The following is a 24,912-nucleotide window of genomic DNA, read 5'->3' as shown; positions in this document are numbered from 1 at the left end:
TGTAGCGTCCTAACGATAAGCACTGACCATGACCCTACCTGCCCCCACCGCGCTGTTCACCCCCAGCTGGCACGCCGAGCTGGAACTCGGCTACGCGCGTTTCGGCGACACCACGCGCCCGGTGATGCGCCGCCACCTCGGCCCGCTGCGGGTGCAAAAGCACCTGTACGCCGAAGGCCCCGAGGTGTGCCAGCACATCATCGTGCACCCGCCGGGCGGGATTGCCGGCGGTGATCGCCTCGACATCACGGCCCATGTCGCCGAAGGCGCCTGGGCGCAATTGACCAGCCCCGGCGCGGCCAAGTGGTACCGCGCCGGCGGGCCGGCCTATCAGAAACTGGAGCTGACGGTTGAGGCGGGCGCGACGCTGGAATGGCTGCCCCAGGAGACCATCGTGTTCAGCGCCGCCCAGGCCGAACTCACCACCCGCATCGACCTGCAAGGCGATGCCCGGCTGTTTTACTGGGACGTGGTCGCCCTCGGGCGCCCCGCCAGTGGCGAGCGTTTCGACCTCGGGCACTTCCAGTCGCACCTGGATATCCGCCGTGACGGCCAGTTGATTTGGCATGAGCGCCAGCGCATTGTGGGCGACGACGGTTTGCTCGACTCACCCATCGGGCTGGACGGGCAACCGGTGTTCGCTACCTTGCTGGTGACCGGCGAAATCGACCCTGAACTGCTCGAACAATGCCGCTCCCTGCCCCACCCGGTACGCGGCGATCTGACCCAATTGCCCGGCCTGCTGGTGGCCCGCTGCCTGGCCAGTGAAGCGCTGCTGGCGCGAGCCTGGCTGATCGCACTGTGGCGCCTGCTGCGCCCGACCGTGCTGGGTCGCGAGGCTGTATCACCGAGAATCTGGAGCACATGAAGATCAAAAGTTGACCCTGTTCCCTGTGGGAGCCGGGCTTGCCCGCGATGGCATCACCTCGGTACATCAGACATACCGAGTCGCCCGCATCGCAGGCAAGCCAGCTCCCACATAAAGCAGCTTTCACATTGGATCTCCGGTGTTTTTACGAATGTATTTCATAGTGGACCTTGAACGATGGACCTGACCCCACGGGAAAAAGACAAACTGCTGATCTTCACCGCCGGCCTGGTGGCCGAGCGGCGGTTGGCGCGCGGTGTGAAGCTCAACTACCCGGAGACCATCGCCTACATTTCCGCCGCGCTGATGGAAGGCGCCCGGGATGGCCGCACCGTCGCCGAGCTGATGCACTTCGGCACCACCCTGCTCACCCGCGAACAGGTGATGGAAGGCATCCCGGAAATGATCCCGGACATCCAGGTGGAAGCCACCTTCCCCGACGGCACCAAGCTGGTCACCGTCCACCAACCCATCGCCTGAGGTCCGGCCATGTCCTTTTTGATTCGTGATGCGGTGCACGCCGATTTGCCAGGGATTCGCGATATCTACAACGACGCGGTGCTCAACACCACGGCGATCTGGAACGAACAACCGGTAGACCTGGGCAACCGCCAGGCCTGGTTCAGTGCCCGTCAGTCGCAGTTTTACCCGATCCTGGTGGCCGTCGAAGACGAGCAGGTCATCGGCTATGCCTCGTTCGGCGACTGGCGGCCCTTTGAGGGCTTTCGCCACACCGTCGAACACTCGGTGTACGTGCGCAACGACCAGCGCGGCAAAGGCCTCGGCCCACAGCTGATGCAGGTGCTGATCGAGCGGGCGAAAACCTGCGACAAACACGTGATGGTCGCCGCCATCGAAAGCGGCAACCAGGCCTCGATCCGCCTGCATGAGCGCCTGGGTTTCATCACCACCGGGCAGATGCCCCAGGTCGGCACCAAGTTCGGCCGCTGGCTGGACCTGACCTTCATGCAACTGACGCTCAACCCAGGCGCTATGCCGCCCAAGGAGTGACACCGATGAACGCGCAACTGCGTCGAGTCAATGCCGAAAGTTTTGCCCATTACCGCCCGGGTTTGATTGAGCTGTTGCTGGACGCCGTGAAGCACGGCGCCTCGGTGGGCTTCATGGCCGACTTCGATGAAGCCCAGGCCGGCACATATCTCAACGGCGTGCAGGCCAGTCTTAACGATGGCAGCCTGCTGCTGTGGGTGGTGGTGCGTGATGAGCACGTCATCGCCAGCGTGCAATTGGCGCTGTGCATGAAAGCCAATGGCCTGAACCGCGCCGAAGTGCAGAAGCTGCTGGTGCACAGCGAGGCCCGGCGCCGCGGCCTCGGCCAGCAACTGATGAGTGCCCTGGAGCTGAGTGCCCGCCAGTACAAACGCGGGTTGCTGTACCTGGACACCGAAGCCGGCTCCGGTGCCGAAGCGTTCTACCAGTCGCTGCGCTACACCAAGATCGGTGAATTGCCCGACTACTGCCAAAGCCCGGACGGGCGCTACACCCCGACCGCCATCTACTTCAAGACCCTGGGACAACCGGCATGATTCCTGGCGAATTTCAGATCCAGCCTGGCGACATCGAACTCAATGTGGGCCGACGCACCGCCACCTTGAGCGTGGCCAACAGCGGCGACCGGCCGATCCAGGTCGGCTCCCACTATCACTTTTTCGAGACCAACGACGCACTGACGTTCGACCGTGCCGCCAGCCGTGGCATGCGCCTGAACATTCCGGCCGGCACCGCCGTGCGCTTTGAGCCGGGGCAAAGTCGTGAAGTGGAACTGGTTGAGCTGAGTGGCAAGCGCCGGGTGTTTGGCTTTGCCGGACGCATCATGGGCGACCTGGATTAACGATCGTTCCCACGCTCTGCGTGGGCATGCATCCTGTGACGCTCCGCGTCACGACCTTCAAGAGCGGACGCAGAGCGTCCAGGGCGACATTCCCACGCAGAGCGTGGGAACGATCAGGAACTAAACACATGAAGATTTCCAGACAAGCCTACGCCGACATGTACGGCCCCACCGTCGGTGACAAGGTCCGCCTGGCCGACACCGAGCTGTTCGTCGAAGTCGAACAGGATTTCACCGTCTACGGCGAAGAAGTGAAATTCGGCGGCGGCAAGGTGATCCGCGACGGCCAGGGCCAGAGCCAACTGCTCGCCCATGAGGTGGTCGACACCCTGATCACCAACGCGCTGATCATCGACCACTGGGGCATCGTCAAGGCTGACGTCGGCCTGAAAAACGGCCGCATCGCCGCCATCGGCAAGGCCGGCAACCCGGACATCCAGCCCGGCGTGACCATCAGCGTCGGCGCCAGCACCGAAGTGATTGCCGGTGAAGGCATGATCCTCACCGCCGGCGGCATCGACACCCACATCCACTTCATCTGCCCACAGCAAATCGAAGAGGCGCTGACCAGCGGCGTCACCACCATGATCGGCGGCGGTACGGGCCCGGCTACCGGCACCAACGCCACCACCTGCACCTCCGGCCCATGGCACCTGGCGCGCATGCTCCAGGCCTCCGACTCGTTCCCGATGAACATCGGTTTCACCGGCAAGGGCAACGCCAGTCTGCCGGAGCCGTTGATCGAACAAGTGAAAGCCGGTGCTATTGGCTTGAAGCTGCACGAGGACTGGGGCACCACGCCGGCGAGCATCGACAACTGCCTGAGCGTCGCCGACGAGTACGACGTACAGGTGGCGATCCACAGCGACACCCTCAACGAATCCGGCTTTGTCGAAACCACCCTCGCCGCCTTCAAGGGCCGCACCATCCACACCTATCACACCGAAGGTGCCGGTGGCGGCCACGCACCCGACATCATCAAGGCCTGCGGTTTCCCCAACGTGCTGCCCAGCTCCACCAACCCGACCCGGCCGTTCACCCGCAACACCATCGACGAACACCTGGACATGTTGATGGTGTGCCATCACCTGGACCCGAGCATTGCCGAAGACGTGGCCTTTGCCGAAAGCCGCATTCGCCGCGAGACGATTGCCGCCGAAGACATCCTCCACGACCTCGGCGCGTTCTCGATGATCAGCTCCGACAGCCAGGCCATGGGCCGGGTCGGCGAGGTGATCACGCGTACCTGGCAGACCGCCGACAAGATGAAAAAACAGCGCGGGCCATTGCCCGGTGATGGCGAAGGCAACGACAACTTCCGCGCCAAACGCTACATCGCCAAGTACACCATCAACCCGGCGATCACCCATGGCATCAGCCACGAAGTGGGCTCGATTGAAGTGGGCAAGTGGGCCGACCTGGTGCTGTGGCGCCCGGCGTTTTTCGGGATCAAGCCGACTCTGATTCTCAAGGGCGGCGCGATTGCCTCAAGCCTGATGGGCGACGCCAATGCCTCGATCCCGACACCGCAACCGGTGCACTACCGCCCGATGTTCGCCAGCTTCGGCAGCTCGCTGCACGCCACCAGCCTGACCTTTATCAGCCAGGCGGCGTTGGCGGCAGGCTTGCCCGAGCAATTGGGCCTGAAGAAGCAGATCGCCGTGGTCAAGGGTTGCCGCGCGGTGCAGAAAACCGACTTGATCCACAACGATTACCTGCCGGATATCGAGGTCGACCCGCAGACCTATCAGGTCAAGGCCGACGGTGTGTTGCTGTGGTGTGAGCCGGCGGATGTACTGCCGATGGCGCAGCGTTATTTTCTGTTTTAGCGCCGGGTCTGCTCCTCGGGCGTATCCAATGGGTGCGCCTCCAGCTCCTGGCGAGTCAGTGTCTCGATCAACCGGGCCTCCTTGATTGCAAGCTGTGCCTCAACGTCGCCCGCGCGTTTTTTGTACACACCCTCGGTCAATTCCTGGGCGCTGAAGCATTCATGCAATTGCGTGAGCTGCTCATGAAACGGCGCACGCTGGGTTTCGAATTGCGGCCGGTACTTGGTGGTGATGTAGTCCTGCCAGAAATCCCTGGCCAATAACGCCTGCAGCTCCTCGGGTGTGTTGTTCAGCGCAATCACCTGGTCGTAGGCCTCATCGAGCATGGCCTGGGACACCTTGGCCATGCTGATGAACTTGACCTGTTGCGGTTGCCCCGGCAACTGGAGGCGATCCTTGAGGCCGTAGCGGTAGGCCAGCCTTATCTCGACCTCTTCCTTGAGGCGCTCGGTGTGCGGCCTTTTCTCTACCAGCGGCACATTCGGGTCCTTGACGATGGCTTCACTGCGAGCAATATCCGCCGCGGCGATCCGGTCGACTTCATGCAAGCGCAACAGCCCCCGGGAAAACCGCGCCAGGTGAGAACCTTGTGCCAGGTCGCCGGCCACCTTGCGTGCCTGATACATCATCGTGCGGGTTTCCAGGTTGCTGAAGGAAAACGCGGCCCGGTCACAACACCCCGGCTCTCCGGCGAGGTCGAAGAGCTCCTCGCGATGGTTTTCCGATTGCGCGGTGCGTTCGCTGATATTGTCGACCATCTCCCACACCCGCCGTTGCAGGTCGGCATGCCCGGTGCCGGCGTTTTCCAGGCGCTGGAGAATGTCGAAAAACGGCGTACTGCGTGGTTGCTGGTGCAGGGCGGCCCATTGGCTTTCTCTGGCCGCGACCTGATCGGCAGACAAGCCTTGGGTCCAGCGCCTGAAGGGGTCCTGCACATAAGTAACAGGCGCAACATTGTCGCGAACCATTGGAGCCGAGGAGACCAGCCGATTGGGGGTTTCGGTCGACATCAGCCCTGCCCGCTCAAGCGCTTCACCGTACACCCTCACCCGTTGCAGCGTTTGCACAGACAATGGGTTGTGATGCACAGACGTCACGCGGCTAACCCGCAATGACTGCGCCCGCTCTTCATCCGTCAGGGCGAACACTGCGTCAGGGATCGTGGTAAGACGGTTATTGGAGAGTATGACCGCCTCCAGCGCCGGTTGCTGCCCCAGCCCGGTTGGCCAAGTCTCTATGCCAGCCCCGTCCAACCCGAGGTAGCGCAAGTCCCTGATCTGGCTGAAGTCAGGGACCACACCCAATGGGTTTGCGTCCAACTTCAACGCCCTGAGCGTGACGCGTCCGGCCAGGATATCGGCAGTGTGCGAAGTCAACCGCAATTGGCTGTCGCGTAAATCCAACCGGGTCAAACCGTTCATTTCACTCAAGGCGGGTGGAAGCACCCGAAGCGAGTTGCCTGACATATCCAACCAACGAACATGCCGAAAACGCGCGAGAAAGCCTTCAGGCGATGCACTCAAATTCATCCGGCTCAACTTGAGTGAACCCACATGACTGAAGTCCACATCCAGGTCCGGAAGGCTCGGCAGATTCAGCCCGCTCAAGTCCAGTTCCAAGCCGATAGGGGTCCTGTCGTAAGCCAGCATTTGTGGAGTCTCCCGACGCCAGCAACTCCAGATACGGCTGGAGGCGATAAATCGGTCGTCACCCCTGATGTGATGGTCTGGCTGCGCATTGACCCGCACGTATCGCTGGCTCTCGCCGCCTCCCGACACCGCCCACGACCGCAGTTGTTTTTGCAGAGACTCGAACTCCTGCTCAAGCCGGCTCAGTTGCGCTTGCGCGCCCTCACCCAGCGCCCAGAGAAACGTCCTGGCTTCATGCACGCGCTTGGCGGGGAACAGTCGCTGATACCTTTCGACGTTGGGATTACCACTGTCGAAAGCATCATCCCGCGCACCTTCGAGCAAATCGGGACGTTCCTGGCTGACCCGCTGCCAGTAGCGGTCAAACAATTGCCAGGCGTCTTGTGCAAACGCATTGCCCTTGAGCAGCGTCACGCGATTGATCCGGGTCACCGCTTCCAGTTGGTCGGACGACGGGGCGAGGAAGTCCGCAGGCACCGCGCGTAACCGATTAAGCCTCAAGTCGATAAATTGCAGGTCCGCATGGTCACGCAGTCCTGTCGGCCATTGCTCCAGTTGAGTGTTGTTCAGATCCAGCCTTTTCAAGCGTGGCATGCCGCTGAAGTCGGGGGTCATTCCCAGTGGATTGTTGGCCAGGTTGAGTTGCTCCAGATTGCCGAGGGAGCCAAGTTTCGCGGCGCTTTGCAGGTTCAGCCGGATGTTGCTACCGCTCAGGGTCAACACCTTCAAATGTTTGAGCCCGGCGATCACCTCGGGAAATTCGCTTATCGCGCCGGGGCCGATCAATAAGGTCTTGAGGTTCGGGAAGCCACTTAGAAATTTCGGGGCAGTGTCTGACCATTTGAAGTTGAAGATTTCAAGCGTTTCCACATGACCCACCGCCGCTTCCAGTGGCGGCAGCTCCAGATGACCGAGCTGGTGCAGGCTCAGCTTGTTACCCGTCTCCCTGCGCCAGCACGCCCGGATCTCATTGGCGGCACGCGCAGCTACACCGCCTATGCGGTCAAGTGCCGTACCACCAGAGTCAGGCGTATTGGCATGTACCCATACCTTCAAAACCTGATCTATTTGCCTGTATCGCTGCTCCAGGCGCGTCAGTTGCGCACCGGGGTCTTCGTGGTACACCTCGAAAAACCGGTCGATTTCCGCCTCCGTCAGTGCAGGGTAGAGGCTGCGTACTCGCGCGCGGGGGTCTGTGAACAAGCCGGCGACTCGCTCGCGAAACCCCTTCATGCCGCCGAGCAAACGCAAGGTCGGGTCATACGCGGGCTTGTGCACCGGATGTTCCAGCAACACGGCGCGCAGCGCTTCACGGGGCAGCGGCGCCTGTTGCAGCGCGCGTTTGAGCGCCAAGGCATCCGGCAAGCCCAGCGCTTCACGCTCGGCGGGCGACAACGCATCCCAGGTCGCCCCGTAGAAGTCCCTCGGTATGGGCGCGTCAAACAAGCCGTTGTCCATCAGCACCAGGGTCTTTTTCACCGTCGCCTGGGCCGAGCCGATGGCATCCAGCAGCGTGCCCTGCGCCGAATACTGGCGCAGCTCCAGGCGTGAGTCGGCGGGCCATCCCGGTAATGTTGCGAGGCTGTGCAGGGCCAGGCGCTGGCTGTCGAGCTCGGCCAGGCTGTCCAGATGCAGTCCTTCATAAGCACGCGATACACGGGTTTCCTGTTCACACCACTTAGCGAGTCCGGCGCTGTTTTCAGGCAGCCGCCCAGTGTCGCGAAAAACTTGCAACGCGGCTGTATCGAGGTCTTTGAGCAACCGCCCGGCTACCGCCACCGGCAACCTCGGGTAACTATCGAGGACCAGTTGCACATCGGCATCACGGCTGACGGTCGAGCGGTTGTAGCGCTCCTCTACCAACCCGGCCTTGAAGATATCCACGGCCTGGCCGAGGTCCTGGCGCAACTTGCCGGCGCGCACCTCCAGCGAGTCCTCGGGGTTGCCGGGGATGTCACTGAGTGCGGGGTCAATGCCTTGCAAGGTGTACAGCACCTCCTTGAGTAATTCGCCGCGCGCCAGGTTTCGCGCACTGAGTACCACTACCCGGCGCGGCAACGCAGGCGCCGCGGGGTCGTCCCAGAGCACATTGGCCTGGTGGTCGAGCACCCGCAATGGGGGTGTTTCAGGCAGCAGGCCACGGCGCTGCATGATGTGCAGTTGCAACGCCGGATCAGCCTTGGCGTAGACGGCGGGCTCGCTGCTGTGCATCTGCTCGACAAAGGTGCTGAGCTGCTGGTGAATCTTGAAACGTTCAAGGGTGTCGCCAAACAACAACGGTAACGACTCGTGCTCGCTGTAGGTCTGGCGCAAGGTATCCAGGCTCACACCACTGGCCTCGCGAGCCTGCTCCAGGCGCTCGGCACTCAGCTCGCCGGTCAGACCCAGGCGGCGCATAAGCGTCGGGCGGTCCCAGGTCAACGGCTCTTCAACTTCATGGCTCCACAGGCCGGCATGGTCAGTTTCCAACTCCGGTGCATACGCTTCGGGGCGCGTCGGATGCTGGATGCGATAGTGGCCGGTCTGCGCGTCCTGGCTGACCCGGTAGTAGTCGCCCTCATGGGGCAGGATCGTCTGGCCATTGTGGGTGTACAGGCCGATTTCATTTGGCCTGGCATCGGCGGGCAGTTCGACGGGTATTTTGTAGGGCGCAAGGTCCGGATTCCATAGCGCCGGTTTGCCGCTGGCCAGGGTGACAGGCTTGAGCCGATCCACCTGGCTCGACAGCTGGACCTGAGGCAGCACCTTGGCCCCGGTGGCGATAAAAGCTGCGTTCAGCGCCACGCTGGAAAAGTGCGCCCACATGGTTTTGATATCGCCCTGCTCGTAGGCTTCAATGCCCTCATAAGCTTCACTGCACATCTGTGCGGCGCCCACCGCCAGCATGATCGGGCCGAGGCCCGGCACGACGAACGCCGCCAGGTTGAACACACCGGTCACCGCGTCCACGTAGCTGTTCAGCCGGTCTACTCGCGCCTTGAGATCCTCATCGCCGGTGGGTACCGCGACAGCCCGCGCATCGGCAAAAATCTTGCGCACCTGCTCCTGGCGCAGGTGTACCCAAAGGTCTGTGGTAATGGGTGCTTCGTCCAGTTCCAGCCTTGCCGGCTTTGGCGGGAGCGGAAAATCCTCACCACCATGGGTGCCTTTGCCTGGCTTATACAAAGCATTGAACCGAGCAAAGAAACCCCCTTGCTGGCGCAGCGGTATGAACCGGCTGAAAAAGCGTCGGTAGGACCCACTGTGCAGGCGCGTGCGCAGGTCATCCATGAATTCGCCACTCGAGGCATATTCCTTGAGCGGCTGTTGTGGATCATTCGGGATAAACACCAGGACGCGCTCGACGCGGTCGCTGCCCTGACGGTTCGGGCCAATCAACAGCGGCCCCACGAGCGTACAACCGAAAATTTTCAGCGCGGCGAACGTCAGCGGCTGGCCATCCAGTGTCACGTCCGAGCGATTGGCAAGTACCTGCTGGAGCACTTGATACGCCGTGGCGCTGATGCCCCACTTGCCAGCCTGGTTATGCCCGACTTCAACACTCAGGGCCAACTGTTGGCGGTGATGCTCCTCCAGCTGACGCTCCAGCACCAGGCGCTCGACGCCATCCTCCGGCCAGACAATGGCACTGAGGTGTTGCTGATACAGCCTGCCCAAGTCCAGGGTGCGACACAGCTTGGCGAACGCATGCGGGGCGATGGGCAAAGCCTGGGCGCTGACCGCCGCAAACGTCGGGAGAACCTCACCGTCGTAGCTGCTCCAGGTGGTGATGAGCTGGCAATCACTGCACGGGCTCGATTGCTCTTCGTCAGGTTCAAAATTGGCCAGGGCCGCCTCAAGCAGTGAAACGCCACGGTATTCGTAGCGCTGCGCCGCCTCGCCTGGCTGGTCGAACACAAAAAAGCCAAACAGGTCGTCGCGGCTTTTAAAACCGTATTTACGCGCGAAATACACCTGCGTTACGTCCAGCTCCTGCTGGAACGTGGCCTTGATTGCGGCCTTGAGCAATGGCTCGGCGAATGCCGAAATTTCCTTGATCGTGCCCAGCGAATGCTCAATGCGGTTCAAGGCCTCGCGGTACTGAACGTTTCGGTTGCACAGAACCGCCCTGGCCTGCGGTGCCGCCGCGAGGTACCAGCTGGGCAACTGCATTTCGTGGCTGGCGAGTTCTTCCTGGCGTTGTGTTGTCGCCTGGTTGAACCAGTCGGGCACGCGGTCTTTGAGGAAGTGGTAGTGCACACCCCGCAGGTCAGCCTGGAAGGCACCTGCGGCGGCGGGGGTAAGTGAAGCGGGCATATCGGGTCCTCCATGACGGACTGTGAAGCCCGCAGTTTAGGGAGTGACCCGAGGTGAAAAGCCTACATAGTTGCTTCAGGGATGGGGCGAGCCGGCAGATGTGTTGCCGATGGCTCGGGGCTGTTTTGTGTTCTAGGCCCCGAGGATGGTACTGATCGCCTGGTCGGTGAGTGTTTCGCTCAGCGCCTTCAACTCACTGTCGATGCTGGCAAACGAGGCATCGTATTCAGCCCGAGTCATGACGGTTCCCGGCAGGCTGTTACTGGGTGATCGACCGAGGATGGCGACGGTCCTGTCGATGGTGTCACGTAGCGCCTCTTTGGTTGCATCGGATAAGCCGCCATCCCCGGCCCATTGCGCTTGTGCGTCCTCGTAGTCGAGCAATGCTTCGGATTTCCTGGCAATGCTCGAGTATTCCTCCTTGTGGGCCCGCTCCAGAAATTCCTTCCACATCGGCTGCTCGATCAGGTGGGTGCGTAGTTGCTCACCCTGGTCCAGCGCTGTCACGCGCTCGTACGCCGCCTCCACCATGGCCGGCGTCACATACTCTTCGCGGTACAGCATGGTTCTGGCCTGCCACGGCAAGTCCAGGCGGGCGGAGAGCGAGGCGGTGTAGGCCAGGTAGATCTCGACCTCATCAATAGGCGGGATCTCATTACCTGCGTTGTCGTAATGAGTGACCAACCTGCCCTGTTGGTCATACTCCGTATACCTGGCGCCTTGACTGATCAGTTCTGCCACGCGCTCATGAGCGATCCGCCCCAACTCATCCAGCCGCCACTTGCCCCTGGCCAGCTTGAGCACGCTGCGTCTCACCACATTGATGTCCTCGCTGGCATAGGCCGAGCGCAACAACACTTCAACCCCCATGGCATTGAACAACTGTGCGCCCGCATCCACGCAGGCGGTGGGGAATTGCGCCATGCGAAACAGCTCCTCTCGCAACTCGGCGTCTTCGCCCATGGCCTCCAGCATGCGCCACACTTTCGCAGTCAGCTCCGGCAGGTAGCGCTTACCCTCGATCACGGCATCCCCTGATTTGGACAGGTTGCGAATCTCTTTGAAAAACGCTTCGGAACCGAAGGCGTCCTCCAGCATTTGCCACAGTCGCTGCTTGGATTGCCATTCATCTTCGGTCAATCCTGTTTTCCAGAGCTTGCTATCGGCCTGACCTTTGGCAGGAAGCTCACGATCCGGATCATTACCGGCCGCCTCGATGTACAACCTGAAGCTGTTCAATTCTTCAGCATCCAGCAACTCACGGGAGAGCGTGGTGCGCGCGATGATCCGAGCGTTATCAGAACCCGGCGCAAATACGGGCACGCGGATAAGGGCGTTGTCACGCAAATCCAGAATGAAGCGCCGTGGTCGCGGCAGGCGAAACACACTGGCAGGCCACTCCTCCAAATCTGTTTCAGCCAGCCACAGCTGGCTCAAATGAGGCATGCGACTCACGTCCGGCGCCAGACCCAACGGATTGCTTTCAAGCGACAGCTCCCTGAGCTGTTTCAGGTTGCTCAAAACCATGACGCTTTGCGGATTCAGGACTATTTCATTGCCTCCCAGATACAACTCGGTCAGGTGCGGCATGGTGGCAACGGCCGGCGGCAACCGCGTCAGCCGGCAGGCTTGCACGGCCAAGCGGCGCAGGCCGCGGAAGTTGGAAACAAACCCGTCGACGTCGTCACTGGTCAAGGCCATGCTGCGCAGGGTCAGCTTGCTGACGTGACCAAAGTCGGCCTGCAATGGCGGCAGGGTGCGCAACTGCTGACGCAATTCAACCTCCGCCCACTCGATGGCCTGGCCGCGATATTGACCGTTGTGGTCAATATCCCGAGGGCCGATTCTGCGCCAGGCCTTATCGATGGCCTTGACGATCCGCCCCCTGGCCCGGTAGATCCGGTCGGCAGCGGGGCCGCTCGTCAACTCACCTTCGCGGGCGCTGATCTGCCAGGTCCGCAATGTCTGGGTCAGGTTGCTGAATTCGCTTTCGAGCGCCCTCAGCCAGCTGTCGTTGAGTGGATTGCCGAAGGGGCGCAACTGGGCAATTTCGTCGGAGGTGATGTCCGGATACAAGTAACGAATACGTGCTTGCAACTCCCGCTCAAACGCCCACCCACCGCGTACGCTTAAAGGATACCCACGCCTGCCACCCGACAGCTGGGATAACGGTTTGAAAAACGGTTGAGCGGATTGCATTTTCAACACCTTGCGCAAGGCACTGCGAGACAGGGCGTGGTCCTGCAGTTTCACTCTTAACTGCGCGCCTTGTCCGACATGGGGCAACCCAATGGACTGCCGGTAGGCATCCGGCAGTGCGTGCTGTAAGGAATCGTACAAGCTATCGACCCCGTGCAACTCGTTGCCTTGGGTGTCCAACGCCTGATACTGACCCTCACCCACTCGCACCAGCAGCCTGACGTTAGTGGCCTCAGGTGAGCCATAGCTGGCACGCAAGCGTCCGCTTACCGAGCCTTCATGCACTTCAATGCGCAGGTTGTCCCGCCAACCGGGAAGGCGCTCCAGGGTATTGAGCACCAGGGCTTCAGTGTCCGCATTGGCCAATGCATCCAGGTACAGCCCCTCATACGCCCGGGCCAGGCGCAATTCGCCGAGTTTGCGGCGCGCTTGCTGCGCCAGCTCCAGGGGAATCTTGCCTTTGGTAACCAAGGCCGCCCGCTGCTTGACGGTGGCACCGTCCAACAGCTCCTGCACCATCAATGTGGGCAAGCTTTTGAAGTCGCGTGCAAACAGTTGCAGTTCAGCGCTGCCAGGTGATGACCGTCCGAGGTAAAGGCTGTCGAAGACCCGCCGCAGCGACTGTTTTGCATGGTTCCCCAGCCGAGTCTGCAACGCTTGGCTACGCAGCCCGGCCCCGTAAGGCATGTTCTGACCGAGCAGCGCTTTAAGTTGCTCCTCGGACAAACTCTCGACGACCAACGCGGGCAGCTTGCCGCCGAACAGGTCTATGCGGCTGATGCTGATCAACTCCGTCCCGGGTGCATGAGGTTGGCCGTACAGGGCAGCCGTCCTGCTTGCGCCCTGGCCTTCAAATACTTCGATGGTCCTGCCGGAGGGCCAGCCGGGCATTTCCACCATCAACGACGCCGCGTAGCTGCCCAGCTCCATCGACATCGACCCCGCAAGAATCTGCCGGCTCAAACTTTCGGCACGCTCGTAAGCCCGCAGGCGTACTGCCGTATCGAGTGTGATTGCTGGAGTAGGCTCGCTTTCCACGTGCAGCCGGCGCAGCACGCTTTCGTCGGTGTCACTGATCTTGCGCACCTGCTCCAACTGCGTATCGCTCAGGCCTTCCATCACATGGCCCAGTCTCCGCATCAGCGGGGCGCCTTGCCACGTCAGGGGCTCATCGGCCTCATGAGTCCAGGCGCCTGAGCCGTTGTTGACGATTTGAGGTTCATACGCACCAGGCCTGTTGGGGTGCCGGACCCGATATACGCCCGGGTCGTCTTGGGCGCTCACAACGTAGCGATTGCCATCCACCGACACCACCTGCCGCCCGTTGACAGTATGCAAGCCCGCCGAGTCGGGAATCGAGCCCGCAGGCAGTCGGATGTCCTGCACATAGGGCGCGAGGTCCGGCTTCCACAAGCGTGCCTTTCCCGACGGCAGCCTGACCGCCTTGAGCCCTTCAATAAACGGCGACACGCTGAAATGCAAGACCGCGCCGCCCACTGCCAACTGAGCAAGGTTTTCCATGACATCACCGATATGCGCCCAGCCCGCCTCGCGGTCACCCTGGCCGAGTTCAACCACGCCCTCCAGCACTTCGTACAGCAGTTGCCCGGCCGTGACCACCGCCATCAATGCCCCCAAGGGCGGAATGAACATCGACACCAGGTTCAAGGTGAACAGGCCGATGTTCATCAGATGCGCCATCCGCCGCTCGCCGCCAGCCGCATCGGCTTGAGCGGTAGGTATCGCCATGCTCAACGCATCGTCGAGTGCGCGTTTGCGCATGTCCACATACAGCTCGTCCCACAGGTCGACATCGATCCACAGGCCCCTGATCGGGTGGGCGTTGAGATTCAGGTTGGGCTGGTCCTGCGGTGTGCGGCTGATATGTCGCGGGGACTTTATGACGGCATTGATCGCCTGGAGCTCAGCAACCGACCTTCTTGCGTAGTACCTTCGCCATTCCGGATCAGGACCAAGGGCCACGCGCCTGAGTGGTTCATCGGCGCGTTTTTCGGTGAAACGTCCGTAATAGTAAGCGAGGGATTTGTGGCCGATAAACCGCGAGAAAAACTGTTGGTGCGCCGTAACCTGAACGCCTCGGCTATCCCAGTAATCCTCGGTTTTATAAGTAGTCAGCTCGCGAGTGGTTTCTTCTGCATAGTCGGCAAAGGTTTCGTAGCGTTTGATGGGGTGCTCGGGGTGGTCGGGGATGTAGACGATAAGCCAGCTCCCATAGCGGTGCTCCACGCTCGGGTCGATCATGAGGCAGCCGTGCATTTGCAGTTCCATGATACTGGGCCAGCGGTGCCAGACCTGCTTGTCGCCGAGCTTGATGCGCCGCTCGCCATTGGCGATGCGCATGAGTAGCGCGTGGTCGTCGCTGCCAATATCCCCCTTGAGCAACGCCACGTAGGCGGCGGCCCTGAAGGCGTCCTTTTGCCGGTTGATAAAGCGCTCACGCAGCAGGTTCCTGGACACGGTTTGCAACGGCAGCAGGTAGGTAGTGAGGTGTTCCTGGTACAGCCTGCCCAGGTCAAGGTCGCGGCATAACCGGGCAAAGGCCTCGATCGTCAGGGTCGTGGTATAGCGTTCGAAACGACCATCCGCGCCGGGAGCGGTGATAAACCCTGAATCGCTGCTGAAGAACCCGGCGCCGGTCTCGCGCGCTTCAAAATTGTTCAAGGCCGCTTGCAACAGGGACAAGGTCTTGGTCCGGTAGCCTGTCGCGAGTCCTTCGACCGGAACATAGAGGCGCAGATGCACCTGGTTGACGTCCAGCTCAAACCCGGCGGCCTTCAACGCGGCTTCAAGCAATGGCCGGGCGAAGGCGTTGACCTCTTGCACCTTGCCGGTCGCTTGCTCCAGTGCAGTGTGGGATTTGATGCTCGCCTCCAACAGGTTTTGCAGCGCGGCCTTCTGTGCCGGGGTGGTGGCCGCATACCAGGCGGGGATCTCTGGCTTGGCCTGCGTGATGGCTGCACGCAGGGCAGGAGATGCGCTGATCAGGCTTTCGGGGATGGCGGCTTTGATCTGTGCATAGTGACGCCCTTCGCCGCCCGGCAGGAGCGAGGCGGAAGCTTGAGGTGCTGGCATAAACGAGTACCGATAGGGAAATTAAGGCAATGACCTTAATCAGTCGCCCCCGGCACTCGGCGGTAGCTATTTGAATGGATTTGCCCATGGGCAAGCACTCAAAAAGCGCTGACAGCGCTGGATGCACACGGGGGGATTTCCATGGGGTAATTAAGTCGTCGATCCATAGGTAATCCGCGGCTGATGCGTTAACTATTGCGTGCTATCCAGCGGCTTTTCGACTTATTAATCCACAGCGGTTTTCAGTAGCCTTTTTCCTTTGCTTACCCAAAGGAATGCCCCCATGCAGGATGCCCCCTCCGTTACTCCCCTCTCATCTTCCGACGACAACAGTGCGTTGATTCGCCAGGCCATTCCGGATTGGCTGGTGCAGGCGCCGGCCCACCGCATTGAAGCGTTGAAACAGGCCAGGCTCGAACAGGCGCAGTGGATGGACAGGTTGTCGCCGCTGCAGCGAAGAACGTTGAAGGCGTTCAATGAAACCAGTTTCAAATCCCAACATGCGGTGGATCAACACCTGGCCAGCGTCCAGGCACTCAAGCCCTTCGCCATAGGCCTGCTCAGCGGCGCGCTGAAAGAACAGTTCAACCTCACCGTGGATGTCGAAGGCACCTCTCTTCGTTTGTATGAGCCGCTGAGGCTCGGCACCCTGGGGATCAAGGCCGGCGAATACAAAGTACTGGAGGTGTCGCTGGTGCAGGCTGCCCTGCATAACTTTGAAGCCAGTGAGGGTGAAGACGGCGCATTCGACCCCGCCTCCGGGTTCACCCAATACCCGGACCGGGAAGGCGCCTCTCCCAGAATCGGCCCGGCGCTGACCGTACCCGCCTTTATCAGGCTGTGCCGTACGCTGGACGTGGGTGCCCGCTACCAGGCGCACCTCAAGGAAACATTACTGCCCACCGACGAGACTGCCGCCACCCGGTTGCGCGACGCGGTGATCACCAGCCAGAAGGATGCCCTCAGGGCTGCGGCGTACCTGGCGCTGCTCAAGCAGGACATTCTCCCGGATGACTTCACCATGGTGCTCAAGGTGGTCGACGGCGAACGCAACCCGACGCTGGGCGGCAAACCGGTGTGGTTCAGTTGCCTGAGCGTGATAGACCGCGCGCTCATGGGGAGCGTGGTGTTTACACCGGTGGAAAAATATCGCTATGCCACCGACTTCATCGTCTACCTGCCCCACGATCCGGAGCACCCGCTCAAGCGCTACAACAGCCTTGATGCGCTGAAAACCGAACTGAACCGCCAGTGGGTGGCGCGCGACAAAGCGCCAAGCGAATCCGGCAATAACAACCGCCCGACGCCCACGAGCTACCAGCATTTTTTCAGCCAGTTTCTCAATGAGCATGACAAGCCGGCGTTCTTCAACCGGTTTACCGAACCCGCTGCGGACGCCACCGCCGCCGTCGACGCAGTGGTGCGCTCGCCGGTGACCCAGACGATGCTGCAACTGGCCTTCCCGGCATTGACGGCGACGGTCGTGCCCCAGACGCTTCCCCCCCCGAAAACCGGCTGCAGGGTGGTGAAGACGGACGCTCCCGACCTGTACCTGATGGTTGTATCAAGAGGCGCCCTGTGGGCAGACAACGTCGACCTGTGGACCAACCTGTTCGAGCATGGCCGCGACAAGGCCCTCGACGATGCGCGCGACCAGGCAGTGCCCACGGCCGATGTCGACGCCCGGGTGCGCGCGCAAAAAATCGCCCGTTGGCTGGAGGCCGGCGCTACCGTGCTCGGCCTGGGACTGGCGTTCGTCCCGGTGCTCGGCGAAATCATGCTGGCGGCCATGGCGGGCCAATTGCTCTACGAAACCTTCGAAGGCGTGATCGACTGGGGCGAAGGCGACCGGGACACGGCCAAGGCGCACTGGTTCGACGTCGCCCAAAACCTGGCCGCCATGGCGCTGCTGGCCGGCGCGGGGAAAGGTCTGCAAAAGCTCGCTGCACCGCCAACACCCGCGTTGGTACAAGGGCTCAAGCCGGTTCGTTTGCCAAGTGGCGAGCAACGGCTGTGGAAGCCCGACCTGGCCCCTTATCACAGCCCCGTCGTATTGCCCAAGGACGCCACGTTTGATGACCTGGGCTTGCACAGCCACGACCAGCAGCCGCTGCTGCCCCTCGACGATCAACTCTATGCCGTCAAATCCGAGCCCGACGGCGACACCTATCGCATACAACACCCCACGCGCACCGACGCTTATGCCCCGCAGGTGGCGCATAACGGCGCGGGCGCCTGGCTGCATGAAGGTGAAGAGCCGCTGACGTGGGACGGCCCGACGCTGATGCGTCGCCTGGGTTACCGCACCCGAGGCTTGAGCGACGCGCAACTGGAACAGGTGCGCCTGGCCAGTGGCACTCGCGCCGATCAACTGCGCCAACTGCATGTAGACCTGCAACCGCCGCCCGCCCTGTTGAGCGACAGCCTGGCGCGCTTTGGCATCCATCAGCGGATCGAGACGTTTATCGAGAAGATGGGCAGTGACGACCCGCTGGATTACGCGCTGGCCGACCCGGCGATCACCGAGCGCGTGCTGGCGCACCGAGGCTTGACCTATCCGGCGGTCCTCGACCCGACTCCCCGGGTACTGGACGAACAGACGCTGCTGTGGCGCCGCGAAGTTGCCCAGGCCGCCCGGGACAGCCGGACCTCGCTGTTCGACGCGGATTACCGCGCCCATAACCTGACCCGCTCGCCCCCGGTACAGCAGCTCATGGACAGGTTTTCCGGCCTGCCGGCGGAGGTTGCCAGACAGTTGCTGGAAACCGCCACGGACGCGGATTTAACCGCGCTGAGTGGCCATCAGCCGTTGTCACCAAGGCTCACCGCCCTGGCGCGCGAAAGCCAGCAGCAAGTGCGCATGGCACGGGCCTATGAAGGCTTGTTCCTCGACACCCTGCAGAGCCCGGACAGTCGGCGTCTGGCCCTGCATACCCTGCCCAGCTTGCCGGGTTGGGACCCGAGCCTGCGGGTGGAAATCCGCTTGGGCAGCGAACAGGGCCCACTGATCGACGCCGTCGGTCCAGAGGCCGACGCACCGCCGCTGGTGCTGGCGATGGGTGAAGACGGATCGTTCGGCGCCACCGACCTGTATGGCGCCGTTCTGGCGCGACTCGAGCAAGGCCAGCGCCGAGCCCTGGGCGAAGCGGCATGGGACGCCGACACCCTGAAGCAGCGAGTGCGACAAACGCCATTGGCCCGGGATGAGCTGCGCTCGGTGCTGCTGGAACACCCGGTATTGCGCAAACCCTTGGCGGGAAACCTGCGCCTGCGGGGCGGCTCCCCGCTGCACAAACTCAATCAGTTGCGCAGCCCGCATACGCGGGTGCGCAAGCTGTATCCGGGTTTCAGCGACGAACAAGCCAGCGCCTTCATTGAGACTCTCGGGAGCGATGTGCGCAGTGAGTTAACGCGCCGGGAAAACCAATACGCCGCCCTCGACCGCGCACTCAAGGACTGGGTGAAACGCAGTGCCCGTGAAGATACGAGCCGGCGTCCATTTGAAGTAAACCCGGGAGGCCGAGAGCAGTCGGTGGCCGATGCGTTGAGAGCCTGCTGGCGCCGACAGACCGTGGACCGTGCTGGGGCATTTACCGGGCACCGACTGGAAATCAGTGCCCAGGTGAACCTGCCCAAACTGAACGCCGACTTTGGCCATGTCGAGGAGTTGGTTCTCGACTACGTGAATTTCACCGAAAACCCCGAGCAGTTCCTTGGAAACTTCCCCCATCTGAAACGGTTGAAGCTCATGCAAATCGGCGGTTTCGGACGCCAGACACTGACCGAACTGCCCGAAGCCATCACCGCAATGAAGGAGCTGACGCACCTGGACCTGTCCGCCAATGCCATCCGCCTGACCGAAACCAGCGCCGGCCAACTGGCCGCCCTGAGCCGCCTGGAAGAACTGTGCCTGAACGACAACCCCTTGGGCACCCTGCCCGATTTCAGCCCGCTGCTGCGATTGCGCAAGCTGGAGCTGCGTAACACCCGGATCAACCAGTGGCCCTCGGGCCTGCTGGAATTGCCGGAGCTGAGGGAGGTCGACCTGTCCGGCAATTACCTGAGCGCGGTGCCCGACAGCCTGCTCAACCCAGCCCCCGAAAATGTGGAAGCCAGCATCCGTCTCAACCGCATGACCCGCCTGCGCGACAACCCGTTCACCCCGCAAGCCAACCGGCAGATGCGGGCGTACATCGCTCGCCTTTCACAAACTCGCCCGGGCTGGCGCAACGGCGGCCAACCTGGCGCCTTTGAAGTCCCCCTGAGCCACACCGACGAAATGCTGCGGGCAAGGGAGCTTTTCCCCGGATTCAGCGAGGAAGAAAACGAGCGACTCGTACTGAATGCAGGTGACGGGGCGTCGGCCGAACTGACGCGTCTGGAAGGCCAATGGCACACCTTGAACACCCAACTGGACGCCTGGGCCACACAAAGGTTCCTGGTATCCGCCGACGACGCCAACCTTCGCGTAGGGGATGCCAGCCACCGCAGGCAATTCGCCCGGAACCTCAAAGAATGCTGGCGGCGCATGACACCCAAAGCCCTGGCCAGTGATGGTTCTCCCTTCGGTTACACGCTTGAAGCACTCGGCTTGAGCATCGGTGACTTGCCTGCGCTGGAAGCGGATTTCAGCCACGTAGGGTCAATCAAACTGCAGGGCATGCGATCCCTGTACAGCCTGGATGAGTTTCTCGGCCATTTCAGCCACACCCGCTGGCTCGAACTGTCGAACGACGAGTTGCGTTCAATCCCGTCCAGCGTTGCCCGGATGAACCGGCTCACCCGTCTTGACCTCAAGGGCAACCGGCTGTCTCTGACCGAGGCCGACACGGATGTGCTTGACGGACTCACCTCACTCAAGATGATCAGACTGGACGGCAACCCCCTGGGGCGCACCCCCAACTTCAGTACCCTGCCAAACCTGCGCGGGGTGTGGTTGAGAAACACCGGGATCACCGAATGGCCGCAGGGGCTGGAGCCGCGCCAGGCATTGGATATCATCGACCTGAGCGATAATCGCATCACGCAGCTGCCCGCCGCCCTCGTCAACCCGGCGCCCGAGCACGCCGTCTCTACCATCCGCACCAATAACGTCACATTTATCGTAGGAAACCCGTTGACCGTGGAAGCCCGGGGGCAACTGGCTGAATATTGGCTCAATGTTGCCTCACGCTACCCCGAGACAGAAGAACGCCGACACCCACTCGCGATGCGCTATCGGGCGCCCCGGCCCGCGGCGGGAGTCAGGGCACCGCAAGTACAGGTCGTGGACAATATTCCGGAGCCGGCCTTCCAGCACTGGATGGTTAAGCTATCCCCCGGGGAAATCGCCGAAAAGCGCACGTTGTGGGAATCGATCGCCGAAAAACCCGGCTCGCAAGCCTTCCTCGACATACTCAACAACCTCAAAGAATCGGCGGATTACCGCAGGCACTATGCCGGCCTGCAAACGCGTCTGTGGCAACTACTCGATGCGGCCCAGGACGATGGCTTGCGTGAAGAGCTGTTCAACCTGGCAAGTGACCCGCGCTGCGGCGATCGGGCGGCCCTGGTGTTCAGTGACATGGAAATCAAGGTGCTGACGTGGCGAGCCATACAAGGGGCCAGCGATGGCGAGGCGGGGCCGGCACTCTACAAATTGGCCAAAGGCCTTTTCCGCCTGGACGAGGTGGAAAAGTCGGCCAGCGGCGACATTCGGGTTCGAGAAGGTGCGATTCGCATGTCGGCCATGAGTCCGGCACAAAAAGTCGCCGCCCTGGAAAAACTGGAGGATATTGAAATCCGCCTGGCCTACCGCATTGGCTTGACCCAGCGCCTTGACCTACCCGGTCAGCCCATCGAGGCTCGCTACCTCGCATCCGGAGACGTGACTGAGCAGATGCTGGAAAACACCGCTGTCAGAATCAAACGGCTGGACGACTCAAAGGAGTTCGTCCAATCACTGTTGGGACGCGAATTCTGGCAGGCCTTTATTCGCAACCGTTATGACGATGAGTTCAGCGCCCTGAGGGAGCCCTATCACGTGCGCTTGAATGCGTTATCCGAGGAACACGATGCGGGCGCCCTGGGCGATGAGGCCTACGCAACCCAGGCTGAAAATGTGCAGCTGCAACTGGCCGTGGACGACGCACAGCTGATTCGCTCGCTGACCCAGCGCGACTGGGTGCCGTGCAAGGAGCGCTGCAGCATCACCTGATGGATTCAGGGCGTTTGCACCAACCGCCCCAGCCGTTGCTTGAGCATCTGGTTCTCGGCCCGCAGTTGCTGGACTTCTTCCAGCAGGTCGAGCGCCAGGGCGACGCCTTCCCATTCCAGCTCCAGGTCCTTTTGCAGCGCCGAGGCGCGCTTGGCCAGGGCCAGTTCGTAATCGGTGAAGCGCCAGGACTCGGGACTGGTCCCCACCGGTTCAACGATGCCGTGCTCGACGATTTCGATCACGTAGGCCACCGACAAATCGGTGGCCTCACAGAATTCTGCCATGTTCACTTGAACCAAACGGGGACTGCTCATCGTTAGCTACTCCATGATTCTCTTGGATCGAAGGCGGCTTTTTGTGCCAGTTCCTGCCACAACGCCTTGACCTCGTCGTCGGTGTTTTTCGGCATCACCGCCTTGAGTTGCACAAACAGGTAACCGCGCTGCCCGGCCTTGTTCAACAAGCCGTGGCCCTTGGCGCGCATGCGCTGGCCGTTCTGGCTGCCGGCCGGCACCTTGAGGTTGATCTTGCCGGTGAGGGTCGGCACCGCCACTTCCGTGCCCAACGCCAGTTCCCACGGGGCCAGCGGGAGGGTGATGATCAGGTTCTCACCTTCCACATCGAATTTTGGGTGTGGCGCAAACTTGATGATCAAGTACAGATCACCATTGGCACCACCGCCAATCCCCGGCGCGCCCTGGCCCTTGAGGCGAACGCGCTCGCCGTCGGCCACACCGGCCGGGATCTTCACGTTCAGGCTCTTGGTGGTGTTGCTGACGTGCTGGCCGGCCGCGTTGTATTGCGGCACCTGGAAGTTGACCTGCTTGGACTCGTTGGACAGGGTCTCCTCAAGGAAGACCGGCAGTTCCATTTCCACATCTTGCCCCCGGCGCCCGGCGCTACGGCCCTGGGCACCACCAAAACCATTGCCGCGCGAACCGAAGATCGAGCTGAAGAAGTCCGAGAAGTCGCCGGTGTCCTGGCCACCGCCACCGTAGCCGCCACGGCTCTGCCAGCCTGGCGGGCCCTGGAACGGCTGGCCATGCTGGCCGTATTTGCGCAGATCGTCGTATTCGGCGCGTTTGTCGGCGCTTTTCAGCGCTTCATAGGCTTCGGACGCGTCCTTGAACTTGGCTTCGGCGTCCTTTTCCTTGCTCACGTCCGGGTGATATTTGCGCGCCAGCTTGCGATAGGCGGCCTTGATCGTTTTGTCGTCGGCAGTCGGCTCGACGCCGAGAATCTTGTAATAGTCTTTGAAGTCCATCGGGAGTATCACCGTCCGTTATCGATATCGCACTGCCAGCGTCACAGCATGCGCCTGTTTGCGGCGTCTGGATTGACCGATCTCAATCTTGTGACCGAAGGGTGCGTCAGAAGTTTATCGGCGCTGCGGGCAGAATCCTGCAGCCACCAACCGTATGGGGAGGATTTGGGGGCAAACACCGGGCTTTCAAGGTAACAAGTCCGTTGTATTTAGCGGATAGTCGGCCTACGCATCTGCACGCGGGTGGCATACACTGCGCGGCCGTTTTTCAACCGGAACCCGATTGACATGAAAAACCCATCCCCAGCCCGTGCCTGCGGTATCGACTTCGGCACGTCCAACTCCACCGTCGGCTGGATTCGTCCCGGCATGGAAACGCTTATCGCGCTGGAGGACGACAAGATCACGCTGCCGTCGGTGGTGTTCTTCAACTTCGAAGAACGCCGCCCGGTGTACGGTCGCCTGGCCCTGCACGAGTACCTGGAAAACTACGAAGGCCGGCTGATGCGCTCGCTCAAGAGCCTGCTGGGTTCCAAGCTGATCAAGCACGACACCAGTGTATTGGGCACGGCCATGCCGTTCACCGACCTGCTGGCGCTGTTTATCGGCCAACTCAAGAGCCGTGCCGAAACCACCGCCGGGCGTGAGTTCGACGAAGTGGTGCTGGGCCGGCCGGTGTTCTTCGTCGACGACGACCCGATGGCCGACCAGGAAGCCGAAAACACCCTGGTGGACGTGGCTCGCAAGATCGGCTTCAAGGACATCTCGTTCCAGTACGAACCGATTGCCGCGGCTTTCGACTACGAGTCCACCATCGAGAAAGAAGAGCTGGTGCTGATTGTCGACATCGGCGGTGGTACCTCCGACTTCTCCCTGGTGCGCCTGTCGCCCGAGCGCCGCCAGATCGATAACCGCCACGACGACATCCTCGCCACCGGCGGTGTGCATATCGGCGGTACCGACTTCGACAAGCAACTCTCCCTGGCCGGCATGATGCCGCTGTTCGGCTACGGCAGCCGCATGAAAAGCGGCGCCTACATGCCCACCAGCCACCACATGAACCTGGCGACCTGGCACACCATCAACTCGGTGTACTCGCAGAAATCCAAGCTGGCGCTGGGCAGCATGCGCTACGACATCGAGGACACCGGCGGCATCGACCGCTTGTTCAACCTGATCGAACAGCGCGCCGGGCACTGGTTGGCGATGGAAGTGGAAGAAACCAAGATCCAGCTGACCCAACAGGACAGCCGCCATGTGCTGCTGGACCGGGTTGAGCCAGGGTTGAGCGTGGAATTGAGTCGGGCATTGTTCGAGTCAGCCATCGATGGCTTGCTGGAGCGGGTGCGCAACAGCGTGACCCAGTTGCTCAACGATGCCTCGGTGGACGTGGCTCAGGTGGACACAGTGTTCTTTACCGGGGGTTCCAGCGGGATTCCGGCGCTGCGCCACAGCATCTCGGCGATGCTGCCGAATGCGCAGCATGTGGAAGGGAATATCTTTGGCAGTATTGGCAGTGGTCTGGCGATTGAGGCCAGCAAGCGCTACGGCTACTGATTACAGGGCTTGTGTGGCGAGGGAGCTTGCTCCCGTTGGACTGCGTAGCAGGCCCGGTTTTTTGGGGCCGCTTCGCGCCCCAGCGGGAGCGAGCTCCCTCGCCACAAAA

Annotated in this window: 12 protein-coding genes; 8 read left to right on the top strand and 4 right to left on the bottom strand. The window is 61.6% G+C overall.

The window, feature by feature from the left end; all coding sequences use genetic code 11:
• Positions 1-28 precede the first annotated feature (28 nt).
• The 6 genes from ACUN0G_RS02035 (at position 29) to ureC (ending at position 4,549) form a co-directional block, all read left to right on the top strand.
• Positions 29-868, top strand: coding sequence for an urease accessory protein UreD (locus ACUN0G_RS02035; RefSeq protein WP_445572579.1), 840 nt, complete (start codon positions 29-31; stop codon positions 866-868).
• Between the two features lie 177 nt (positions 869-1,045).
• A complete protein-coding gene (gene ureA / locus ACUN0G_RS02030; RefSeq protein ID WP_003217383.1) occupies positions 1,046-1,348 on the top strand; it encodes an urease subunit gamma in 303 nt (100 codons plus the stop codon).
• Between the two features lie 9 nt (positions 1,349-1,357).
• Positions 1,358-1,879 carry a GNAT family N-acetyltransferase gene (locus ACUN0G_RS02025; RefSeq protein ID WP_421525604.1) on the top strand — a complete coding sequence of 174 codons (522 nt, stop codon included), beginning with the start codon at positions 1,358-1,360 and terminating at the stop codon, positions 1,877-1,879.
• Positions 1,880-1,884: 5 nt separating this feature from the next.
• Positions 1,885-2,415 carry a GNAT family N-acetyltransferase gene (locus ACUN0G_RS02020; protein WP_063033356.1) on the top strand — a complete coding sequence of 177 codons (531 nt, stop codon included), beginning with the start codon at positions 1,885-1,887 and terminating at the stop codon, positions 2,413-2,415.
• Positions 2,412-2,720, top strand: a complete 309-nt coding sequence (locus tag ACUN0G_RS02015; protein WP_003217389.1) for an urease subunit beta — start codon at positions 2,412-2,414, stop codon at positions 2,718-2,720. Before ACUN0G_RS02020 ends, ACUN0G_RS02015 begins: the two co-directional genes overlap by 4 nt.
• 128 nt (positions 2,721-2,848) lie before the next feature.
• Positions 2,849-4,549, top strand: a complete 1,701-nt coding sequence (ureC, locus tag ACUN0G_RS02010; RefSeq protein WP_258343462.1) for an urease subunit alpha — start codon at positions 2,849-2,851, stop codon at positions 4,547-4,549.
• Here the strand turns inward: ureC and ACUN0G_RS02005 are convergent.
• The gene (locus ACUN0G_RS02005; RefSeq protein ID WP_445572578.1) at positions 4,546-10,494 is read right to left on the bottom strand and encodes a dermonecrotic toxin domain-containing protein; all 5,949 of its coding nucleotides are present in this window, start codon (positions 10,492-10,494) and stop codon (positions 4,546-4,548) included. The genes ureC and ACUN0G_RS02005 overlap by 4 nt on opposite strands.
• Positions 10,495-10,626: 132 nt before the next feature.
• Positions 10,627-15,786 (bottom strand): dermonecrotic toxin domain-containing protein, encoded by a 5,160-nt coding sequence (locus ACUN0G_RS02000; protein ID WP_445572577.1) that lies wholly within the window; start codon positions 15,784-15,786, stop codon positions 10,627-10,629.
• Positions 15,787-16,069: 283 nt separating this feature from the next.
• Here ACUN0G_RS02000 and ACUN0G_RS01995 point away from each other — a divergent pair, with 283 nt between their 5' ends.
• Positions 16,070-21,982: an NEL-type E3 ubiquitin ligase domain-containing protein gene (locus ACUN0G_RS01995; RefSeq protein ID WP_445572576.1), complete on the top strand. Its 5,913-nt coding sequence runs from the start codon at positions 16,070-16,072 to the stop codon at positions 21,980-21,982.
• 5 nt (positions 21,983-21,987) lie between these two features.
• On the opposite strand, the gene ACUN0G_RS01990 is transcribed toward ACUN0G_RS01995, so the two are convergent.
• Positions 21,988-22,296: a chaperone modulator CbpM gene (locus ACUN0G_RS01990; RefSeq protein ID WP_003217397.1), complete on the bottom strand. Its 309-nt coding sequence runs from the start codon at positions 22,294-22,296 to the stop codon at positions 21,988-21,990.
• A gap of 2 nt (positions 22,297-22,298) precedes the next feature.
• Positions 22,299-23,246, bottom strand: coding sequence for a DnaJ C-terminal domain-containing protein (locus ACUN0G_RS01985; protein ID WP_445572575.1), 948 nt, complete (start codon positions 23,244-23,246; stop codon positions 22,299-22,301).
• Positions 23,247-23,534: 288 nt separating this feature from the next.
• Between ACUN0G_RS01985 and ACUN0G_RS01980 the strand changes: the two genes are divergently transcribed.
• On the top strand, positions 23,535-24,803 hold the full coding sequence (locus tag ACUN0G_RS01980) for an Hsp70 family protein (protein WP_093202293.1): 1,269 nt from the start codon (positions 23,535-23,537) through the stop codon (positions 24,801-24,803).
• Positions 24,804-24,912: the final 109 nt, after the last annotated feature.

The sequence above is a fragment of the Pseudomonas sp. 32A genome (assembly GCF_052682255.1).
The sequence above is the reverse complement of the archived record's forward strand: the minus strand, read 5'-3'. Positions and strand labels throughout refer to the sequence as shown.